Annotated in this window: 17 protein-coding genes; 7 read left to right on the top strand and 10 right to left on the bottom strand. The window is 34.7% G+C overall.

Features of this window, described 5'->3' with window-relative positions; translation table 11 throughout:
• Window position 1: 1 nt before the first annotated feature.
• From J0383_RS04870 to J0383_RS04885, 4 genes are read left to right on the top strand one after another with little or no spacing between them, the layout of a single operon-like run.
• Window positions 2-430, top strand: coding sequence for a DUF2147 domain-containing protein (locus J0383_RS04870; protein WP_207297319.1), 429 nt, complete (start codon window positions 2-4; stop codon window positions 428-430).
• 5 nt (window positions 431-435) lie between these two features.
• Window positions 436-636 (top strand): hypothetical protein, encoded by a 201-nt coding sequence (locus J0383_RS04875; protein WP_207297320.1) that lies wholly within the window; start codon window positions 436-438, stop codon window positions 634-636.
• 7 nt (window positions 637-643) lie between these two features.
• Window positions 644-997 carry a hypothetical protein gene (locus tag J0383_RS04880; RefSeq protein WP_207297321.1) on the top strand — a complete coding sequence of 118 codons (354 nt, stop codon included), beginning with the start codon at window positions 644-646 and terminating at the stop codon, window positions 995-997.
• A 13-nt stretch (window positions 998-1010) separates the two neighbouring features.
• The gene (locus J0383_RS04885) at window positions 1011-1919 is read left to right on the top strand and encodes a helix-turn-helix domain-containing protein (protein WP_207297322.1); all 909 of its coding nucleotides are present in this window, start codon (window positions 1011-1013) and stop codon (window positions 1917-1919) included.
• A gap of 40 nt (window positions 1920-1959) precedes the next feature.
• Here the strand turns inward: J0383_RS04885 and J0383_RS04890 are convergent, their stop codons facing one another.
• Window positions 1960-2325 carry a winged helix-turn-helix transcriptional regulator gene (locus J0383_RS04890; RefSeq protein ID WP_207297323.1) on the bottom strand — a complete coding sequence of 122 codons (366 nt, stop codon included), beginning with the start codon at window positions 2323-2325 and terminating at the stop codon, window positions 1960-1962.
• A gap of 134 nt (window positions 2326-2459) precedes the next feature.
• On the opposite strand from J0383_RS04890, the gene J0383_RS04895 reads away from it, so the two are divergent.
• Both J0383_RS04895 and J0383_RS04900 read left to right on the top strand, forming a co-directional pair.
• On the top strand, window positions 2460-3242 hold the full coding sequence (locus tag J0383_RS04895) for an SDR family oxidoreductase (RefSeq protein ID WP_207297324.1): 783 nt from the start codon (window positions 2460-2462) through the stop codon (window positions 3240-3242).
• 20 nt (window positions 3243-3262) lie between these two features.
• On the top strand, window positions 3263-3586 hold the full coding sequence (locus J0383_RS04900) for a nuclear transport factor 2 family protein (protein ID WP_207297325.1): 324 nt from the start codon (window positions 3263-3265) through the stop codon (window positions 3584-3586).
• A 268-nt stretch (window positions 3587-3854) separates the two neighbouring features.
• On the opposite strand, the gene J0383_RS04905 is transcribed toward J0383_RS04900, so the two are convergent.
• The 8 genes from J0383_RS04905 to J0383_RS04940 all read right to left on the bottom strand — a co-directional run bounded on the left by J0383_RS04905 (window position 3855) and on the right by J0383_RS04940 (window position 19703).
• The gene (locus J0383_RS04905) at window positions 3855-5348 is read right to left on the bottom strand and encodes an aminotransferase class V-fold PLP-dependent enzyme (RefSeq protein WP_449536197.1); all 1494 of its coding nucleotides are present in this window, start codon (window positions 5346-5348) and stop codon (window positions 3855-3857) included.
• 23 nt (window positions 5349-5371) lie between these two features.
• Window positions 5372-7375 (bottom strand): protein-disulfide reductase DsbD family protein, encoded by a 2004-nt coding sequence (locus J0383_RS04910; protein WP_207297327.1) that lies wholly within the window; start codon window positions 7373-7375, stop codon window positions 5372-5374.
• 391 nt (window positions 7376-7766) lie between these two features.
• Entirely contained in the window at window positions 7767-10538 is a 2772-nt protein-coding gene (locus J0383_RS04915; protein ID WP_207297328.1) for a M16 family metallopeptidase, read from the bottom strand.
• Between the two features lie 83 nt (window positions 10539-10621).
• A complete protein-coding gene (locus J0383_RS04920; protein WP_207297329.1) occupies window positions 10622-11755 on the bottom strand; it encodes a TlpA disulfide reductase family protein in 1134 nt (377 codons plus the stop codon).
• Window positions 11756-12012: 257 nt separating this feature from the next.
• Entirely contained in the window at window positions 12013-13215 is a 1203-nt protein-coding gene (locus tag J0383_RS04925) for a TlpA disulfide reductase family protein (protein ID WP_207297330.1), read from the bottom strand.
• Between the two features lie 65 nt (window positions 13216-13280).
• Window positions 13281-14687 (bottom strand): RagB/SusD family nutrient uptake outer membrane protein, encoded by a 1407-nt coding sequence (locus J0383_RS04930; protein ID WP_207297331.1) that lies wholly within the window; start codon window positions 14685-14687, stop codon window positions 13281-13283.
• Window positions 14688-14704: 17 nt separating this feature from the next.
• Complete coding sequence (locus J0383_RS04935) at window positions 14705-18274, bottom strand: SusC/RagA family TonB-linked outer membrane protein (RefSeq protein ID WP_207297332.1); 3570 nt, start codon at window positions 18272-18274, stop codon at window positions 14705-14707.
• A 277-nt stretch (window positions 18275-18551) separates the two neighbouring features.
• Complete coding sequence (locus tag J0383_RS04940; RefSeq protein ID WP_207297333.1) at window positions 18552-19703, bottom strand: FecR family protein; 1152 nt, start codon at window positions 19701-19703, stop codon at window positions 18552-18554.
• 279 nt (window positions 19704-19982) lie between these two features.
• Between J0383_RS04940 and J0383_RS04945 the strand changes: the two genes are divergently transcribed.
• Window positions 19983-20636 carry an RNA polymerase sigma factor gene (locus tag J0383_RS04945; RefSeq protein WP_239023242.1) on the top strand — a complete coding sequence of 218 codons (654 nt, stop codon included), beginning with the start codon at window positions 19983-19985 and terminating at the stop codon, window positions 20634-20636.
• A gap of 64 nt (window positions 20637-20700) precedes the next feature.
• Here the strand turns inward: J0383_RS04945 and J0383_RS04950 are convergent, their stop codons facing one another.
• On the bottom strand, window positions 20701-21339 hold the full coding sequence (locus J0383_RS04950) for a hypothetical protein (RefSeq protein ID WP_207297334.1): 639 nt from the start codon (window positions 21337-21339) through the stop codon (window positions 20701-20703).

Genomic DNA, 21339 nt, shown 5'->3' on the forward strand with positions numbered 1-21339 from the left:
AATGAAAAAATATGTTTTAGCAATACTAGTACTGGTGTCGGTAACATCCTCTGCCCAATTGCCTGCCGATAAAATTATAGGTATTTGGCAATGCGAAGATTATAAAATAGAAGTGTTTAAATCAGGAAACACCTATTCGGCAAAGCTTTTATGGTCAAAAGACATGTTTGAAGCCGATGGAAGAACGCCTAAGAGAGACAGTAAAAATCCTGATGCAAAATTGAAAACGCGTTCAGTGCAGGGAATTACCCATATTACCCAATTAGCGTTTGAAGACGGAGAATATGTCAATGGAAAGCTTTATAGCATACAAGATGGTAATACCTACAGCCTGAAAGGCAAGCTTAAATCCGCTGAAGAATTAGAAACCAGAGGCTATAAAGGTGTACCAATGCTTGGAAAAACTTTTAAATGGAAACGTGTAAAATAAATATAATGAATACAAACACTAACGACACCTTATCGAAGTTTTGGTTCATCGTTTCAAACGCTGTTCCTCCAATAGGCTTTTTTCTGTTTTTTAGACACCGAAGCCAATACCCAAACAAAGCACGCAGAGCATTAACAAGCGGCTTAATCGGAGTTCCGATTGCAATACTAATGGGTTACATAATAAACACTTATATTCTAAAATAATACAACTATGGCTAAAAATATAATTTCGTTGCTACTGCTGATCGTATCTGTAGTATTGAATACAAAACATTCTTGGGACACATTCAATTATAAAAACAATTCTGAGTCTCTGAAGGCAATGACCAACCTGGGAATTAGTGAATCCGCTATACCCTTCCTTGGAATCCTAATGCTCCTAATTACAGCGCTGTTATTGATTCCGCGTACATTTTTCATTGGCAACTTATTCAATGCCTTTGCAATTGTTCTCATTATGGCCTTGGCTTTAAAGTCTGGCAATTATAAAATGGCATTGATCGAAATACCGTTTCTGGTAATGCCATTAATTATGATTTGGCTTAATTATCCTTTCAAAAAATAACTTAACTTGCATTATGGCAAATTTCAAACCTTATAGAATAAACTCAATATCTGAGATACACCAGCTGATGGGGCTTCCAAAACCCCATCATCCGCTAATTAGCATCGTAGATCTAAAAGGTCTCCGAAATGATACTGGTATTGATGCCGTTATTTTCGACATGTATGTAATTTCGATGAAAAGAGGCTGCGACGGACTACATTATGGACAGCAGAAATATGACTTTGACGAGGGGCTTATGGCTTTTTTATCTCCGGGACAGGTTTTGCGTGGTGAAGAAAGCGGTGTTCCGCCTAATCTTGAAGGATGGATGCTTTTTGTACATCCCGATTTTTTATGGAATACCTCTCTAGCCAAAAAAATAAAAAAATATGAATACTTTGGTTATTCGACCAGCGAAGCATTGTTTCTTTCTGATAAAGAAGAAACGGTTATAAATGACATTGTAAAAAATATAAAAGAAGAATATCATTCTAACATCGACAAATTCAGTCAGGATATTATTATTTCAAACCTTGAAACTCTGTTGAATTATTCAGAACGTTTTTACGAAAGGCAGTTCATTACAAGAAAAGTCACAAATCATAAATTACTGGAAAGAGTTGAGGATTTACTGGAAAATTACTTTCTTAGCAATCAACAGGTATTAAACGGGATTCCATCTGTTGATTTTCTTGCTCAAAAACTTAATATTTCTCCCAAATATCTCAGCAGTATGCTCAAGCAGCTTACTGGACTTACTGCCCAGCAGCACATACAAATCAAGGTACTTGAGCAAGCTAAAGAAAAGCTTTCTACATCTGGACTTACCGTGAGCGAGATAGCATTTGATCTCGGATTTGAGCATTCGCAGTCGTTTAGCAAGTTTTTTAAAAGTAAAACAAACCTCTCTCCTTTAGAATTTAGAAAATCATTCAATTAAAGCTGTAGTCTTATTACAACCTACAACTCAAATTTAATGATCATGGATTTAAATCTAAACGTTTTAAAATCAGTGATCGTAAACGTTCTTCATGCTCATCACCCCAATTTCCTATGGCTGAAATTACAGGAATTAGTGTTTTGCCGAAATCTGTCAAGCTGTATTCGACTTTAGGAGGCACAACAGGGTAAATAATCTTTGAAACAAGTTCATGTTCCTCTAATTCCTTCAGCTGAATATTTAAAACCCTGCGGGAAGCATCTGGTATTTTACGCTGCAGTTCACTAGGTCTTTTATGTCCCTGATTAATAAACCAAAGCAAACGGATCTTCCATTTACCGTACAATACTTCACCTATTAAATCTAGACCGCAATTTAAGTTTGGAATTGTTTTTCTTTCATACATATTGCAAAATTAATATATATCCCAATTTGTGCAATAGGGGAATAATTTATCCCTATATGAATCGTAACTCCGTACTTGTGAGGAAGTAACGTACTTCCGAGATTTGTACAAAGAAATTTAAAATACGATATAAGATGGACTATCAAAATGAATTATCAGGCAGAATTGCCTTAGTAACAGGAGGTACAAAAGGAACTGGAAAAGCAATTGCAGAAAGACTGCTGCAAGCAGGTGCAACAGTAATTATTACTGCTAGAAATGCATCCGAAAAAGAAAACAGCAAATTACATTTCATTCCTTCCGATTTAAGTACAAAAGAAGGAGCAGAAAAAGTAATCAACGAAGTGCTATCGTCGTATGGAAGGCTCGATATTCTGGTAAACAATCTTGGTTCTTCAGCAACCCCTGCCGGCGGCTTCAGCACATTGACTGATGAAGACTGGGAATCAACTCTACAGGCTAATTTGCTCGCTCCTGTTCGACTAGACAGAGGATTCTTACCACAAATGATCGATAAAAAAAGTGGTGTTATTATCCACATAGCTTCAATTCAGGGAAAACTGCCCCTGTATGATTCTACATTGCCTTATGCTGCTGCAAAAGCAGGACTAATCAATTACAGTAAAAGTTTATCAAATGAAGTTACTCCAAAAGGTGTTCGCGTGCTGACAGTTTCACCGGGATGGATAAATACAACCGCATCCAAAGACTGGCTGGGAGAGATTGCAAGAAATGCAAACAGTACTATAGAAGAAGCCCAACAAAGTGTTATGAATGCATTGGGAGGAATACCTTACGGCAGACCTGCCGAACCTGAAGAAGTAGCTGAATTAGTTGGATTTCTTGTTTCACCAAGAGCCAGTTATTTAACAGGTACTGAATTTGTAATCGATGGCGGAACAGTACCAACCATTTAATAATCTTAAAAAATAATACCATGAACTTACCAAAAGTAATAACAGATTTAGTGAATGCACAGAATCGTTTTGACAGCATTGCCTACTCCAATTGTTTTTCTGAAACCGCTGTAGTTTTTGATGAAGGTAAAACACATAAAGGAAGATCAGATATCCAAAATTGGATTGAAGAATCCAACCAAAAATACAGGTCAGTGATGAAACCTCTTGAATATACTGAAAATGGCACAACGAGCGTATTATCTGCAGAGTGTTCCGGCACCTTTCCCGGAAGCCCAATTATATTAAAATTTCATTTTGATATTGTTGATGACCAAATTCAGCATCTAAAAGTGACTGAATAAAAAAACAAAGAGAGCGACTGAAAATCAGATATTCTCTTTGTTTTTTTTAAGCTTACAGTATAATATTACTGCACAGTCATAGAAATATTTACGTTTGAAGAAACAAAATATTGATAATTAAAATCTAGTAAAAATTAAACTCGCATCGATTTTCAAAACACATAATCTCTGCGCAAGCGATCGCAATCCAAGAAACGCATTCGCTTACGCAGAGAAATTATAAAGACTTTTATTTGCAGTTTTTAAATCCTACAGACTTTATAGTTATTTATATTGAAAACCAACCTTTTACATCATCTTCAATAGTTTCTCTTAATGTAAGATGATTAAATTCATTAGTTACAGGGTTGTATTGATAGTCTTCCTGCCACTCTTCAATGTTTACAATGATTTGTTCAACAGCTTTACAGATAAATAAAAGTTCTTCATTTTTCATTGTTGGATGAAGTGAAACTCTTACCCAGCCGGGTTTATCGGTTAAATTTTTCTCAAGGATTCCACTGGTGATTTCTTTTGATTTTTTTTCATCAATATGGAACAGATAATGAGCATATGTACTTGCACACGACCAACCGCCTCGCACCTGAATTCCGAAACGGTCATTTAATAATCTTACGATCAAATTATAGTGAATATTCTCTACGGTAAACGAAACACAGCCAATTCTTTCGGTTTTTAAATCGCCCAGAATTGTCAATCCTTTTATTTTTTGCAGTTCAGCAAAACAAAGATCCAACAGTTCTTTTTCTCTGTTTTTCATTTTTTGAACATTCATTTTATCTTTTAGTTCCAGACACAATGCAGTACGCATAACCTGCAGAAATCCCGGAGTTCCACCGTCTTCTTTAACCTCAATCGCATCACTGTAATGGTAGCCGCCCCACGGATTGGTACATTTTACATTTCCTCCGCCTGGATTATCCGGAAAATGAGACTTGTATAGTTTTTCATTGAAAACTAAAATCCCGCATGTTCCAGGTCCGCCCAGAAATTTATGAGGCGAAAAGAAAATCGCATCCAATTGTTCTTCGGGATTTTCTGGATGCATATCGATTGAAACATATGGTGCCGAAGCTGCAAAATCGACAAAACAATAACCGCCATTTTGATGCATTATTTTAGCCAATTCATAATACGGTGTAATAATTCCCGTAACATTCGAACAAGCTGTAAAGGAACCTATTTTAAGCGTTCTGTTCTCGTATTTTTTAATTTCCTGTACCAATATTTCTGGATCGACTAGATTGTCTTTTCCGCAGGGTAAAACCACAACATCAGCAATAGTTTCGTACCAAGGAACCTGATTAGAATGATGTTCCATGTGTGTAATAAAAACTACTGGTCTTTCATCATCAAAATTCAATTTTACATTGTAAATGTTGTCTTTGGAACGTAGTCCCATAATACGCTGTAATTTGTTTAAGGCAGCTGTCATTCCAGTTCCAGCTGCAACAAGACAGTCTGCTTCGGATGCATTTACATGTTTCTTAATCAATTCTCTAGCATATTGATATGCATACGTTGAAGCTTTTCCAGTCTGGCTGGAAAATGAATGCGTATTGGCAATCATAGGACCTATTTTTCGAAGCATAATATCCTCGATAGGAACATATAGTCTTCCGCTGGCAATCCAATCTGCATATAGAACTTTTTGTGGTCCGTAAATCGATTCGAAACTATGATTGAATCCAATTGTATTTTCTCTGAATTCAGAAAAGTAATTTTCGAGTTCGCTGGGTTTTGTTTTCAAAATAGTATCCATTTCATTCATTTGCTAAAGCATTTTTACTTTTTAAAATTTTTAATTCCACCCTGCAGCCAATTGTAATATTCTTCTATATCAGGATTATAGGCTGAAGTTTCTGTTAAAGAATTACTTTTATGATCTACAATTACATAAAATGGCTGTGCATTAGCTTTATACGTTTTAATTTGTAAATCGCTCCATTTGTTTCCAATGGTTTTGATTTTTTTGCCAGTCGTTTCAGAAACATATTGTTCGCTTTCAGGCAGTTCTTTTTTATCATCAACATACAATGAAATTAAAACGACATCATTATTCAAAACGCCTAGAACTTTTGGATCTGACCAAACTAATTCTTCCATTTTTCGGCAGTTTACGCAGGCATATCCCGTGAAATCTAATAGGACTGGTTTTCCAACTTTTTTCGCATATTCCATTCCTTTATCATAATCATGGAAAGTGATAATGTTCTGCGGACCGTGTTCTGCACCTTCTGGCAGCGAACCTGTAACTTTTAATTCAGAATTACCCGAAACCCCTAGTCCGTTTGGAGATTCGCTGTAGTGCATGGGCGGAGGAAATCCGCTGATTAATTTAAGAGGTGCACCCCAAAGACCTGGAATTAAATAAATAGTAAAAGTTAAAACGATCAGTCCGAAACTTAATCTTCCTACTGAAATATGGTTTAAAGGCGAATCATGCGGAAGCGTAATTTTCCCGAATAAATAAAAAGCCAGCATTCCGAAGACGGCAATCCAAATAGCAAGGAAAATTTCTCTTTCCAGCCAATGCAATTGCAGAACTAAATCGGCATTTGATAAAAATTTGAAAGCGAGAGCCAATTCTAAAAACCCTAAAACTACTTTTACGGTATTCAGCCATCCGCCTGATTTTGGCAACGCATTTAACCAGCCTGGAAAAGCTGCAAATAATGAAAATGGTAATGCAATAGCAATCGAAAATCCTAACATTCCAACAATTGGAGCGATTCCGCCCTTTGAAGCCGCTTCCACCAATAAAGTTCCTACGATTGGTCCTGTACAAGAAAATGATACAATGGCTAAAGCCAAAGCCATAAAGAAAATTCCAATCAATCCTCCTCTATCCGCTTGCGAATCGACTTTGTTGGCTAACGAACTTGGTAATACAATTTCGAAAGCTCCTAAAAACGAACAGGCAAAAACAACCAATAAAACAAAGAAAATCAAGTTGAACCAAACGTTGGTTGAAAGTGCATTGAGCGAGTCTGCACCAAAAACTGCCGTTACAATTGAGCCCAATAAAACATAAATAATTACGATAGAAATTCCGTAAATCATGGCGTTTCTAATTCCTGCCGCTTTGGTTTTACTCTGTTTTGTAAAATAACTTACCGTCATCGGAATCATTGGAAAAACGCAAGGCGTTAACAATGCTGCAAATCCAGATAAAAATGCTACAATAAAAATCGTCAGTAATCCTCTCGATTCGGTTTTCTTTGGTAAATGAGACGCTGTTTCTGAAGTTTTCTCGTCAGGTTGAACAACCGTTTTTTCTGGTGTTACAGAATCTGTTTTTACAATTGGGGTTTCTTCCGCAGCAGCCGCTTTTTTCTCATTCGGAATTTTAAAAATCAATTCTTCTGTAGATGGCGGCAAACAATTACTGTCGTCGCAAACCATAAAATCTACTGCTGCAGAAATGTTCGCAATCTCGTTTGACGTAAATTTGATTTTTTGGGTAAAAAGTGCTTTATCTTCAAAATATTTGATTTTCATATCGAAGATTTTATCGACTGTTTCGTGTCCTTTGTCTTCGGTTATTTTTCCAATTAATTCGAATTTTTTCGGCTGATTATTGAACGAAAAAGCTGTTGGCGAAGGTCCGCCTTCTTCAATATATTGTCCGTACAAATGCCAGCCCGATTGTATTTTCGCCTTAGCTTTTAAAATATATTCTCTTTCTGAAATTTTCTCTACAGTGGTTGACCATTTTACCGGATTATACATTTGTCCGAACATGGAAACTGAGATCAATAACAGGAATGCAATTATGGTATTTCTCATTGTTTTTTGATTAGATTTTTGGAAAAAAAGAGCTGTCGGCAAAAACAGCTCTTTTGGTCTTTCACAGAAAATGGCTTACTAATTCAGATTCTAAAATGAAATAATGAAAGACGACTATTAAAATTGAGTTTTCAGTTACAGTTTTCAGTCACAGTCACTGTTTGCAGTCTATACCGCTGATTTTTTTAACACATAGAATCATAGTTTTTCTTTATCTATAAAAAGGCATTTCATTTGTTTAAATAAACATAGCTGGCTATGTGTGAGAAATGAATTTCTCTTTTCGATCTTTTTATTATTTTTTGGAAATTAAAATCTATGTTTCTATGTGTTTAATTTTTGAATTTAAAGTTGAATTTTCAAATCTGAAAACTGCGACTGCGACTGCAAACTATTTATCAAGCGAACCTGCTTTAATGATGATCATTTTATCCAATTGAATGTATTTCTTAATCGCATCGTTTACCTGCTGTAAAGTTGCTTTTTCGATATCTTTCGGGTACTGGTCGATATAACTTGGCTCTAAACCTCTTTCGATAAAACTTAAAATCGTTCTTGCCATTCCGTTTGTGGTTGACATTCCTACTTTAAAACTTCCGATTAAGTTGGTTTTCTTGTTTTCTAATTCCTCAGCTGTGATTCCGTTTTTTACCCATTTATCCACCTGAACCATTGTGGCATCCAGACCTTTTTGGAATAAATTTGGGTTGAAAGAAGCATTTACAAACCAATATCCTCCGGTTTCGATATTTCCTCCTAAACCAGAAGAAATACTATAGGTTAAACCATCATTATCGCGGACAGTCTGCATTAAACGTCCAGCGAAACCTGCTCCTAAAGTGTAATTACCAATATAAAACGGAATGTAATCGGCGTCAGCTCTTTTTAAGCCGGTAAACTGCCCAATGTACAATTCTGCGCTTGGTTTTTCTGGAATCGTTATTACTTCTGTTTTTGCTGCTGCTTTTGAGGCTTCTTCAAATTTTAATTTTTCTGTAACACCGCCATTCCAATTTTTGAATGATTTTTTTAGAGAAGCATTTAAATCAGCTCCATCAGTGTCGCCCACAATTACCAAACGCATAGATGCTGTTCCAAAATATTTTTTGTGGAAAGCTTTTACTTCCTCTAAAGCTGCATTTTTGATATTCGCAATATTGTCTTCTACGCTCAAACTGTAATTTGGGTTTCCTTTCGGATAAATCGCCTGAGACAATGCAATGCTTCCTCTTTCGCCCGGATCGTTCAAATCCTGCTGTGTATTTCCAATAAACTGTTGTTTTAAGTTTTCAAATTCTTTGGCATCAAACAACGGATTTCTCAATTCTTCTGCCAATAAAGTAATTACCTGATCTAAGTCTTTTTTCAAACATTTAAATCCGATATTGATTTTAAAGGTTGAGGCATTTACGTTTATGTTTACACCTAATTTTTGCAGTTTTTCTGAAAATTTGAATTTATCATTTAATGTTGTTCCTTTTGACAGCATTGCTGCCGTTAACGCCGGAATAATGTCATTTTTAGTTTCGCTTGCATAATTTCCCAGCGAAATGCTTGCTGCAACGGTTACGAAATCTTTTGCTGAAGTTTTTACCGAAACCACATCAATTCCCACTACTTTTTCTCTTTTAAAAGCCGAAGCCGATTTACCGCTTAAAGTTTCTGGAGAAATTACTTCTGTGGCTGCGTCTTTTACTAAAGATGAAGCAGATGGTGCTTCTTCGTGAATTTGTGCTTCATCTGAATGTCTGTAATAAAACGGACCATTTTCTGGTCTATAATTATTCGCTTTCGCTGAATCATTATTTTGAGAACCAGTTTGTTTCGGAATAAAATATCCTGTTGTGCTCTGGTCTTCAACCAGATATTTATTTGCTACGCGCAAGACATCTGCTGGAGTAACTTTTTTCAATCGGTCAACTCCTGTAATGTAATCTGTCCAGTCGCCGGCCGCAATCGATTCATTTAATGCCGATGCAATTACGCCAGAACCATCACGTGCTAAAATAGTCTGCGCACTGATTTTGGCCACAACTCTATTTACTTCATCTTGAGTTACACCTTCTTTCTGAATTTTAGCTACAACTTCGCTGATTTTAGCATCTATATCTTCGTGTTTTGAAGCTGTTGGAAAACCAACGCCAATTGTAAAAAGCCCGACTTCTTTAAAGTTTGTTGCACTGGCATACGAATAAATTCCTAAACGGGTGTCTACGAAAGTTTTATTTAAAATTGCTGAAGGGCCAACACCAATAATCTGAGCCAAAATGTTCAATGCTGGAAGGTCTTCATGTAAAGCACCTGGAATTTTATAGGCTTTGCTTACAACACCCAGTTCTCCTGGTTTTTTCACGATAATTTTACGTGCGCCATATTGCTGGGGCTCTTCTGTATAAGGCTGAGGCATAACGTTTGGCGCTTTTGTAATCTTCCCGAAATACTTTTCTATTAATTCAAAAACATTGTCTTTTTTGAAATCGCCAATTATGGTTAAAGTCGCATTATCCGGCCAGTAATAAGTATTGTAAAAATTCTTTAAAACTTCAATGGGCGCGTTTTCAATATCCGATTTCCAGCCTATTGTAGAATGATGATACGGATGCGCAATATAAGCCGAAGCCCAGATTTCTTTATCTAATAAACTGTTCGGGTTGTTTTCGCCTCGTTCAAATTCGTTGCGAACCACCGTCATTTCAGCTTCTTTATCTTCTTTTAGTAATAAAGAATTACGCATTCTATCGGCTTCGATTTGAAGTGCCAGTTCGATTTTATCACTTGGCAGTGTTTCAAAATAATTTGTACGATCGTACCAAGTTGTGGCATTTAACTGCGCTCCTGTATTTTGTAAAACATCAGTGATGGTGTTTCCATTTTTCTTGTTGAAAGTGGGAGTTCCTTTAAACATTAAATGTTCCAAAAGGTGTGTTGATCCTGTGTTTCCTAACACTTCATGTTTAGAACCTACACGATATACAATTTGTACGGTTGCCACCGGCGAAGCGTTGTCCTGCAGCAGCAAAACATTCATGCCGTTTGGCTGATACAAATATTCCTCGATTCCGCCTAATTCCTTTATTTTCTTAAAGTTAACTGATTTTTCTTGCGCTGACATTAAGGCACAGAAAGCTAATGAGCAATAGCCCAGAAAGATGTATTTTTTCATTTTTTGAAAGATTTTTTTTAGTCGCAGTCGCAGTTTTCAGTCTCAGTTTAACTGGAAACTGCGACTGTGACCGAATACTAGATTTATGATTTGCTGAAAATTTCTTTTAATTTAGATTGCAATTCCGCTTCTCTAAGGTTTTTAGCTAAGATTTTTCCATCAGGTCCAATTAAGTAGTTGGTTGGAACCATTTTTACACCGTATAAAAGAGCTGCTTCATTCTGCCATCCTTTTAAATCAGAAACATGTGTCCAGGTTAAACCATCTTTTTCGATTGCTTTTTCCCAAAGTTTCTTTTTGTCGTCTAGAGAAACTCCTAAAACATCAAATCCTTTGTCATGATACGTTTTATAAGCCACGACTACGTTTGGATTTTCTTTTCGGCATGGACCGCACCAGCTTGCCCAGAAATCCACCAAAACATATTTTCCTTTATAATCGGATAGTTTTACTACTTTTCCGTTTATGTCAGTTTGAGAAAATTCAGGCGCTGCAACGCCAATTGCTGTTTTTTCGTTCAGATCGATTGAGGCTTTTAATTTTTTTCCGTAAAATGATTTCTGAATTTCGGGAGATAAAATTCCGTAATATTCTTTTACTTTTTCTGGAGTTCCGTAAGACACAATTCGGTCTTCAATTACTAATGCTCCTCCTAAATTGTCTTTGTTTTTTCTGATGAATTTATCTGTTAGATCATCCGCGAAAGCGCCAAGATCTTTCCATTTTTTATCCATCATGGTTTGCTGTTCTGGAGTTAATTTTACTTTTCCTGATTGTGTCAGCGAATCAGATAATTTGTAAATCGGGCCCGCGATGGCTTGTATTTTTTTGAATTCGTTATCGTAATATGATTTGTAGAATCCGTTTTGAGTAGCTCCAGTTACTTTCGCTTTAAAAACAGAATCTTTTTTTGCTTCGATTGTAATGTCTTCATTGTCTAAAAGGAAATATGCTCCATATTCCTGCCCCTTAATTTTTAGCGTATGGAATAAAGGTTCGCCCGTTTTTCCGTTAAGAGTAAAGGTTCCTTCTTTTACCTCGGCTGAATCAATAATTTTTTTATCGCCTTTTTCGTCTGCATATTCTAGATAAACGATTCCTTTATCTAATCCTGCAATTTTTCCGTTGATAGTATATCCTTCTTTCTTTTCACACGAAGTAAATGCCGCCGCAATTGTTAATGCGAATAGGCTGGATTTTAAAATGGTACTTTTCATGTTATATTTTTTTTGTTGTTAGATTGCGATGTTTTTTTAAACACATAGAATCATAGATTACGCAAGCTTTAAAAAAGGCGTTTCACTTATTTTAAAAAACATAGCTTTTCTATGTGTGAGAAATAAATTTCTCTCTTTAGCTCTTTTTTATTTCCACCACATAAAAAAGTATGTTTCTATGTGTTTAAAATTTTAAAGTCAAGTTTGATTTAATATTGTCACTGAACACTCAAAAACTGAGCACTGACCACTAAAATCTAAGATTTCATAAGTTCTTTCAGTTTCGCTTCCAATTCTGCACCTCTTAAATTATCGCTGATAATTACACCATTATTATCAACTAAATAGGTTGCTGGAATTGCTTTTACATTAAACGCTTTACTTACTTTATCATCGTCTAAAAGGTTATGCCACTGCATGTTTTCTTGTCCTAATGCTTTCTGCCACGCTTTTTCGTCTTTATCAATTGAAATACTTAAAATTTCAAATCCTTTTTCTGAATAAGCTGAGTATGCTGTTTTAAGATTTGGAATTTCTTTTCGACATGGACCGCACCAAGAAGCCCAGAAATCAACCAAAATATATTTTTTTCCAGCTGTAATGTCTTTTGCGGCATATGATTTTCCGTCTTTGTCTTTTAAAGTAAAATTGGCGATGCTTGTTCCGATTAGGGATTTCGGATTCAAATCTTTATCTAAAATTTGTCCGTAGTAACTTTTCTTTGCCGTTTCAGAAAACTGATCGTACAATGGTTTTTGATCCGGGGTAAAATAGGTGAAGTTGGTCATCATAAAAAATGGTCCCCACCATGTTTCTTTATGTTTTGCAATAAGAGCCAATGTTGTTTTTTCTACTTTAGTAAAAAATGCTTTTTCTTTTGCTTCAAATACTTTCCATTGTTCTGTATTGTAAATTGAGTCTAAGGTTTTTTTATTTCCTTCTTTTCTGGCTTTGCCTACTTTGCTGCTCAATTCATCTATTCCAACATGATAGTCTTTGTAATCTTTGTCTAAATCTTCTTTAAAAGCAGTTTCTTTTTTATAATAATCATGTGATTTTGAACCTGTAATTGTTACGTTTTTAAATGTTATTCGTTCACTTTCCTGATCTGAAACTGTACCAGCCGCTATTATTTTTATTTTTGAATTTTCGACCATTACAGAAATATTTCCTTTGCTTTTACCAAAGACAACATAAAAAAAACGAGGTTCATTTAATTTTCCCGAGAAAGAAAATTTACCCTCTTTTAATGTCGTTTCAGCAACTGGCAGTTCAGAAGAATGTGTTGCTCCTGGAATTAGTTTTACAGTTGTTCCGTCAGCTAAACCAGTGATGTTTCCTTCAATTGTATATGAAGAAGCCGCTGTTGAAGCGCTTTTTTTCTTTTGTGCCTGAACGTTTATAGAAACCATAAACAAACAAAGGCAAAATCCTACTATTTTATTTTGAATGAAGTTCATTTCTTGATTGATATTTTTAGAAAAGCTTCCCTTTCGGAGTTTCTAATCAGGAAGCTTTTTAGTTATTATTTGGCTACATTTTGTGTGATTGTTCCGTTTCCTGGGTTCTTTATTGCCCCTTGTGGAAATGGCATTGTCCATAAATGAGAATCTGATTTTAATGTGTAAGCAGTTCCATTTACCGTTTTGGTAAAACTTACTTTATAAATGCCTTCTGCATTTAAACGACGTGCATCTGCAAAAGGAATCAGCGTGTTAATAAGTTCATTCCTTTTTGTTCTGTAAATAGCGTTTAAAGCAGTTGTTTTATCTGTAGTTGCAATGTCTTGATAATATGAAGGAAGAATACGAGTTTTGCGAACTGTATTTAAAACAGCTAATGCCTCGCTAATTTGTCCTGCTCGAGCCAGACATTCGGCTTTAATTAGATAAACCTCAACAGTTGTGATTCCACCAAAGTTGAAAGCTCCCGATAGGGTTCTTCTGTAATAGGTTTCTGCTCCAACAGTATATATTTTCCAACGAGAAATAAAACGGGCATCTCCAGCTTCAAAACGTTGTGCACGCTCTATCGGAATACTGTTTTCTGTTGTTAAACTATTAAAAGTACCATGACGATACGTGTAGTTTTCTACATAATTGTAGCCCATTGGCGATGTTGTGGTCGTATACGAATTTGGTACATCAATTATGGCTTTATTGGTATTGTAATATCCAATCCAGTCGTACAATTTATTGTTTTCTGCCAAGGCTAAATCGGCATATTTTAAAGCTTCTGTGTAGTTATTCATTTGAAGAGAAACTCTTGAATAAAATGCGTAACCTGCACCTAAATTTGGGTGTAAAGGAGTTTGTGAAACTTTCAACAAATAAGGTAAAGCTTCTTTAACATCATTTAGTATAAAATCATACATTTCCTGAATTGTGACCTGCTTACTTGGTGCATTAATATTGGCACTTGTAATTAAAGGAACTGATAGTTTTGTTGAAGCTGTTGAAGCCACATACGTATCGGCATAAAAATTAACAAGATTAAAATAGTTCATGGCGCGCAATATTTTTGCTTCTGCCCAAACTACTCTTTTTTCTGCTTCAGTCGCTTTAGTGGTATTTAATGCATTTTCTATAATTAAATTAAAAGTCGAAATCCCGGCGTAACCTGAATAGTACGTTGTTTCATCTGAGACTTTCAATGCAATTCGGTCTGCATTTTCATCCCACAAATAAAGCGCATTGTATAATCTATTACTTGATAAAGTGGCAATAGTTACATATTGGTCGTTTAATAGTTGCGAAGCTCCTGTAATGTCAACTCTATGATTGGTGTATTCGTCACGCAAAAACGCTTCATAATCTGCTAATGTCGTAGGTGATTTAAATCCTTTAGGGACATCGTCTAAATAATTTTCGCAAGAAGCAAAAGTTAATCCTAAAGCTAATAAACACGCTATTTTTTTATATATATTTTTCATCGTCTAGTTATTATAAATTAGAAATTAACATTTACACCAAAAACAAAGCTTGGAGATATAAAACCGCCCAGCATGTATTTGGCATCTCTACTTTTTGCAAATGTGTAGACATTTTCGGCGTTGAGATTGAAACGTACTCCGTCTAATTTTACTTTCTTAATAATTGAACTTGGCATTTGATACGCTAGCGAAATGTTACTTAATCTCACATTTGAAGCATCCAAAATATTAACATCGGCATACGAATAAATGGTACGGGAATCTGAATTAAATTCTGGTTCATATTCATAAACCGCTCTTGGCACATTTGTAAAGGCTTCGTCTCCAGGTTTCATCCATCTATCGGCAATATGATTGTTTACTACTGTAATATCTGTAACATAACCTCCCATTGCACCGTTGTAATTATTATTTAACATAGGCAGAAAGGTATTTCTAACTTTATGTCCTAACTCGTAAATGAAAAGTGCTGAAAGCGAAAAGTTTTTATAATTGGCAGAAGTATGGAAAGAACCGCTATGCATTGGAACTGTAGAACCAAAATCTTTAATAGCATTTATTTGCCCTGGATTGTATTTTACTGCTGTTCCTGATGCATCATAAACTTGAGGAACTCCTGTATTACTTAGTCCTGCCCATTTGTAACCATAAATGGTGTTATAACTTTTTCCTATTCTAGGAAACGCTTGCGAATAATCCAGCTGCAGGTAATAAGCAGGTGCTTCTACGTTTACATAATCTACTTCGTTTTTGTTGTAAGCATACAAAACTGAGGCATCCCAAGAGAATGAAGGTGTTTTGACAATAGTTCCTCTTAAACTCACTTCGACACCTTTGTTGGTCATTTCACCATTGTTTATGGTGTAAGTAGAATATCCCCAGCCTTCTGTTGGAATTCCTTGTGTGTTTGCTAATAAATCTTCTCCTTTTTTATTATACAAATCGACAGTTCCGCTTAATCTGCTTTTGAAGAATGAAAAATCTAAACCAATGTCTGTAGTAGTTGTTTTTTCCCAAGATAATTCTGGATTTGGTCTTTTACTTACCGTTCCTTGGTTACCTCCTACATTTGAATTAGAATTGTAATACGCTGTTAAATACGGCGCAGAATCTTTGGCTATATTTCCGCCAATACCATAAGAAGCACGAAGTTTAATACCATCTACCCAAGCAACATCAAAAAATGATTCTTTATCGATGTTCCATCCTGCTCCTGCAGACCAAGTTGGTTTATTTTGGTATTTGCTGTCGGTTCCCCAAAGGTTTGAACGATCCCAGCGAACACTTCCAGAAAGAGAATATCTTCTGTCATAAGTATAACCTCCGGTACCATAAACTGAAACATAACGGTTTTGCAATTCTTTTTCTAATGAAAATTCATTTTGTGACATGTAGCCGCTAAAAATTGTTCCATATACTTTTAGTAAATCGGCTTGATTTATTGGAGCAAAACCTAAAGTCTGTGCATCATAACCATACCGGGTGTTATCGTTATATTCTTGTTTAGAATGACGAATTTCCATACCTGCAATCGCAGAAAAGTCATGTTTCTCTGCAAAAGTCTGATTGAAATTTAACTGCTGACGGAAATTATAAGCGTTAGAATACTGATTCGTTTCTTTAATGATATCTCCATAAGGCAAATTGTAAACAGCTTTATTATTAGCAATTGTGACCATACCATTTACTTTGCTTCTTACATAATACGAGTCTCTATCAAATAATTGACTAGCACGATCTGAACCAAATTCGTACTGAAACATGGCATTATAAGTAAAGGCGTTACTAAATTTAACATTAAACTTGGCGAAGGTTCTATTTAGGAAGTTCTTGCTTTCAATAAGATTTCTTTTAAATTCATCCATTGGCGTGATATCCATGCTATAAAGACCATAAGTCTGCATAGAATTAAGCGTGAAATTATTGTAGCGAGATGCCGCTGTAGAAACAAAGTTGGTTCCGTCGTTATTTACAAGCTGATTGTATGGTTGATATTTAAACATAGGAGTATTAGCAAAATAACTCTGCGTATCTCCTTTTCCAAAATTGGTATAAGTTCCTAAATCCAGAGACAGCCAGCTGTTAATTTGTGTTGAGTTTTTCAAATTAATTCCTACCGACTGATTTTCAGAATATCTGTCTTCAAGCTGATTGTCTTTGTAAGTAATCGATGCATTAAAAGCATTAGTTCCAGTTGCTTTACCTAAACTAAGATTGTGCTGCATAAAATACTGGTCGCGTTTTGCATATTTAGCCACATCATCGTAGTATTTATAACCTTGAGAACCCAGTTGATTCAAGCGGGTATTCATTTCTGCCATTGAAGTTTTTCCTGCATAACCATTTAAAATAGTCTGCATTCCTAAACTTGTAAATACTGCATTATTTAATAAAGATTGTGCATAAGTTGAGGCATTAGCCGTTTTCAAATTCGGATTTCCTTCTGCCCATCCTCTTTCTAAACCAATAATATCAGCCGAATCCGTAAGATTTCCGGTGTAATTTCGATACGGCGTTATCGTTAAATTGCTTGAAAAAGAAATATTTGTTTTTCCTGCTTTTGCTTTTTTGGTTGTAATGACTACCACTCCATTTGCAGCGCGGGCACCATAAATAGACGAAGCCGCGGCATCTTTTAAAACCGTAATTGTTTCAATATCTTCTAAGTTAAGATTAGGAAGATTTTCTTCGATAGTATTGTACGGAGTTAATCTTGTATTTTCAACAGGAAAACCATCAATAACATACAAAGGTGCTGTTACGCCATTCATAGAGGTGGTTCCACGAATTCTTCCATCTTGATATCCAACAATACGTCCTTCTAAAATTTTATCTAAACTATTTAAACGCTGTTCTTGAAAATCTTTTGCTTTTAAACTAGAAAAAGATCCTGTTGCTTTTTCTTCTGTAATATCCTGATAACCTGTTTTCAAGACTAAGCCTTCCAATTCCTGCACGTCTTCTTTTAAAACAACATTAATAACGCTTCTTCCTTCTACCTTTATTTCTTGTCTTACATATCCTAGATAAGAAAACGCTAAAGTAGTTTCGCTGCTTACTGCAATAATTTGATATTCACCGTTAAAATCGGTATTTACACCTCTTCCAGAACCGTTGTCAGCAACTGCTGCTCCTACCAAAGGCATTCCTTTTTCATCTGTTACTCTACCTTTTACGATAAAATCTGCCACAGGTTTTTTCTCTTCGGGTTTTTCTGCAGAGATTTTTCTTGGCGTCAGAATAATATGGTTTCCAGATACTTTAAAATCAGTACTGGTATCATTAAAAATTTTGCTTAAAATAACTTCGATTGAAGTTTCGTATGCATTTACGTCGATTATTCGGTTCAAATCAACAGATCTTACGTTGTAAACAAATCGGTAATCCGTAGTATATTCAAGTCTTTCAATCGCTTTGCCAACGGTCATATTGCTGGCATTAAAAGAAATCTTATTTTTTTGAGAATAAGTGGTTCCAGCATGCATTACAGTCAATGCAGTTAACAGAAATAATGTAGTCAATTTCATTTTCAAATCAAATTTCAAAAAAGGCTTATCAAACCTGATTCTGTTCAAGAGTTTTTTCATACTTTTAAAATGTTTTTTAATGTTGGTTGGTTAATTAACTGACCGCATATACTCTACCGGGAAATGTTGGCGCATTTTCCGGTTTTTTTATAACGATCCTTTTCATTTTTGGATTTTTGCTACATAGGCGGAGGTATTTTTTGATTTTAGATTTCTGATTTTAGATTTTAGATTTGTGTATGTGTGTTTAGATTTTAGATTTGGTACACTCGACATCAGCCGATATTCTTAATTCTTAATTTTTAATTTTTAATTATTCATCGTGTCAATTCACCATCTACTTAATAGTGATTTTATCTCGGTCAATATTGTAATCAATGGCATAACTGTCGCTGAAATATTTTAAGACTACTTCGATAGGTTCGTTGTCAAAACGGGCATTGAAAATCTCTCTTCCAAGTGTTTTATTTTTATTGATGAAAGTTACATTATAGCGGCGTTCCAGTTTTTTAATGATATCGTCAAACGATGCATTTTTGAACACTAAACTTCCTTTAACCCAATCAGTATAGTAATCCGTATTGACTTGTTCGGTTTTAATTTCGCTCTGGCCTTTCTGGGTCGAACCTTTCAAACCTGGTGTTAAATAAATCTGATTTTGATTTATTTTTTGCCCTTTATAAAGCGAAACTTTACCTTCCACCAGCACCACGTCTGTACTGCTATTATTGCTATAGGAATCTACATTGAATTTAGTTCCTAAAACCTCAACATTCATTTCCTGCGTGTTTACAGTAAATGGATGAGCTTTGTCTTTGCTGACATCAAAATACGCCTCGCCTGTAAGATATACTTCTCTGTTTTTGTTTTTGACAAATTGAACGGGATATCGCAATGCGGTTCCAGCATTTAAATGCACCACTGTTCCATCTGATAATTGTACTTCAAATCTTTTACCATACGGAATTTTTAAGGTGTTGTATACCAATTCTCCTTTGGCAAAAGCCGTATTATAAACCAGCCTGTTTTTTTCCTGTTTGCCAATGATATTCCCATCTTTATCTGTAATATTTTTTTCTTCAGAAATATCAATCGTTTCCGATGTACCGTTACCTAATTGTAAAACAATTTCATCAACTCTTGGAACAATAACATTTTTCTTTACCTGATCTGATGAAGCATTTTTATAGAAATAAAATCCGCCCAAAGCCACAATCAAAATCGCTGCATATTTATAATAAGATGAAAATCTTCTTTTATAAAAAACATTATTTTCCTTTGCAATTCTCTCAGAAAGCTGTTTTCTAACTTCAGTTGAATCAAAAGTGTTCAAAGCTGTATCAATTGCATAATTGGTTTTTACAAAATCATTAAATACAATTTGATTTTCTTCTTCTTTTAACCACATGGTTAACTGCTCAATTTCTTCTTGAGAAGCTTGATTTGTGATAAATTTAACAATTAGTCTCTCTGACTTTTTTACTGTCATTTTAGTTATTTTTAATATTATTACGAAGCCAAAAAACAAAACCCTAACAATTTGATAAAGTTTTTTTCATTTTAGTGATTTTTTTATTTTTCACAAGTCTTTTCTTTCAATAAAACTCGACCAATTTAGTAGAAATTATAAATCAAAAGATTTATATTTGCATTTTCTCATTTTTTATTTGTAATAATTTTCAAATAGAAATACAAAAAAGAGGTTCGTTTTGGGCAAATTCGGTTCAGTTTTCGACCTCAAAAACTATTAATTTATATATTTGTTTTTATGAAAATGGATGATTACAGCGATAATATTATTCTAATTGAGTCTCTACGAAATGGAGATGAAAGCGCTTACACGTATCTTATCGACACGTATCATCATAAACTTTGTGTGTATGCTAACAGCTTGGTTAAGAATGTTTACAGCGCCGAAGATATTGTGCAGAATGTTTTTATCAAAGTTTGGGAACATCGCACCAGATTAAAAGAAAATCATTCTTTAAAAAGTTTTCTTTACAAACTCGTTTACAACGAATTTATTGATTTGTATCGTAAAAATCAGTCTTTGTTTTCTCTTGAAAAATCGTATTATGATGCTTTAAACGGAATTGTTCAGGAAGAAGATTCTGAAGCATTTCAAAGAGTTTTGAATGCGGTGAATAAAGAAATTCAAAACCTGCCTCCAAAATGCAAAGAGGTTTTTATTTTAAGCAAAAAAGAAGGTTTAACCAATATCGAAATCGCAGAACATCTAGATGTTTCGATAAAAACAGTCGAAGCACAGATTACAAAAGCTTTTTCTATTTTGCGTACGACTTTGGAAGAAAAAATAAGAAGTGTTTTATTTCTTTTATTTTCAAATAAGAAGTTTAATTTCACCGATATGAATTTACGAACAAAAAGCAGAGAAAAAGTGAAACAGCATTTTTGTCATTGAGCTATACACCTTTTCTACTGCAAATAAAATCCATGCATTAGATATCTCATGAATTATTAAGCCTCTAACAGGTAAAATATTTTTTATGTATTTTGTACATTTGGAAGACTCCTAAGCCCATAAAAACGAGTGAAATAAAACCCGAAGTTACAGGCTTTGAAAATAAATCTGTAGTATGAAATACTGCTTTTAAAAGAACAATCAAAGTAAACATTCCCGAAAAAACACCTGTAAAGGTTCCAAGAATATAATAATATTTCAACTTTCTTTCTATGGTAATGTACTTTCCATTAAGCAAATATAAATTCCATCCTGCCCAGAAAGGGAGCTGCAAAAAATTAAAACAGTTTAAAACGATACCAATTATAAAAGGCGGATACATCAAATAGTCATGAAAGGTATCTGAACCTGTTTTTGCATTGAAATTGAAATGAAAAGTAAAAGCGAGAATAAACATAAATCCAGCTCCAAAAAAATCAATCAGCTTCATTATTTTTTTGTTATTTAAAAGCTCTCGTGCAAAAATAAGGGTAAAAAAAATGACAAAAATTTCTACAAAAATAACTCCGAACAAAAAGAAGACTAAATCTTGAAGACCTGATTTGGTGTAAATTTCCAATCCAAATAGATTTAAATATCCTAATGGAATTGATCCTAGAAAACTTACTATAAATCCAACACCGATATTTTTTAAGCTTTTCAT

The organism is Flavobacterium endoglycinae (genome assembly GCF_017352115.1).
GTDB lineage: Bacteria > Bacteroidota > Bacteroidia > Flavobacteriales > Flavobacteriaceae > Flavobacterium > Flavobacterium endoglycinae.

Excerpts from the sequence above, each read along its gene's own strand:
- J0383_RS04900 (WP_207297325.1), top strand. The coding sequence starts at position 3,263 with ATGAACTTACCAAAAGTAATAACAGATTTAGTGAATGCACAGAATCGT.
- J0383_RS04945 (WP_239023242.1), top strand. The coding sequence starts at position 19,983 with ATGAAAATGGATGATTACAGCGATAATATTATTCTAATTGAGTCTCTA.
- J0383_RS04905 (WP_449536197.1), bottom strand. The coding sequence starts at position 5,348 with ATGGATACTATTTTGAAAACAAAACCCAGCGAACTCGAAAATTACTTT.
- J0383_RS04920 (WP_207297329.1), bottom strand. The coding sequence starts at position 11,755 with ATGAAAAGTACCATTTTAAAATCCAGCCTATTCGCATTAACAATTGCG.
- J0383_RS04910 (WP_207297327.1), bottom strand. The coding sequence starts at position 7,375 with ATGAGAAATACCATAATTGCATTCCTGTTATTGATCTCAGTTTCCATG.
- J0383_RS04935 (WP_207297332.1), bottom strand. The coding sequence starts at position 18,274 with ATGAAAAAACTCTTGAACAGAATCAGGTTTGATAAGCCTTTTTTGAAA.
- J0383_RS04915 (WP_207297328.1), bottom strand. The coding sequence starts at position 10,538 with ATGAAAAAATACATCTTTCTGGGCTATTGCTCATTAGCTTTCTGTGCC.
- J0383_RS04890 (WP_207297323.1), bottom strand. The coding sequence starts at position 2,325 with ATGTATGAAAGAAAAACAATTCCAAACTTAAATTGCGGTCTAGATTTA.
- J0383_RS04940 (WP_207297333.1), bottom strand. The coding sequence starts at position 19,703 with ATGACAGTAAAAAAGTCAGAGAGACTAATTGTTAAATTTATCACAAAT.
- J0383_RS04870 (WP_207297319.1), top strand. The coding sequence starts at position 2 with ATGAAAAAATATGTTTTAGCAATACTAGTACTGGTGTCGGTAACATCC.
- J0383_RS04880 (WP_207297321.1), top strand. The coding sequence starts at position 644 with ATGGCTAAAAATATAATTTCGTTGCTACTGCTGATCGTATCTGTAGTA.
- J0383_RS04950 (WP_207297334.1), bottom strand. The coding sequence starts at position 21,339 with ATGAAAAGCTTAAAAAATATCGGTGTTGGATTTATAGTAAGTTTTCTA.
- J0383_RS04895 (WP_207297324.1), top strand. The coding sequence starts at position 2,460 with ATGGACTATCAAAATGAATTATCAGGCAGAATTGCCTTAGTAACAGGA.
- J0383_RS04885 (WP_207297322.1), top strand. The coding sequence starts at position 1,011 with ATGGCAAATTTCAAACCTTATAGAATAAACTCAATATCTGAGATACAC.
- J0383_RS04875 (WP_207297320.1), top strand. The coding sequence starts at position 436 with ATGAATACAAACACTAACGACACCTTATCGAAGTTTTGGTTCATCGTT.
- J0383_RS04930 (WP_207297331.1), bottom strand. The coding sequence starts at position 14,687 with ATGAAAAATATATATAAAAAAATAGCGTGTTTATTAGCTTTAGGATTA.
- J0383_RS04925 (WP_207297330.1), bottom strand. The coding sequence starts at position 13,215 with ATGAACTTCATTCAAAATAAAATAGTAGGATTTTGCCTTTGTTTGTTT.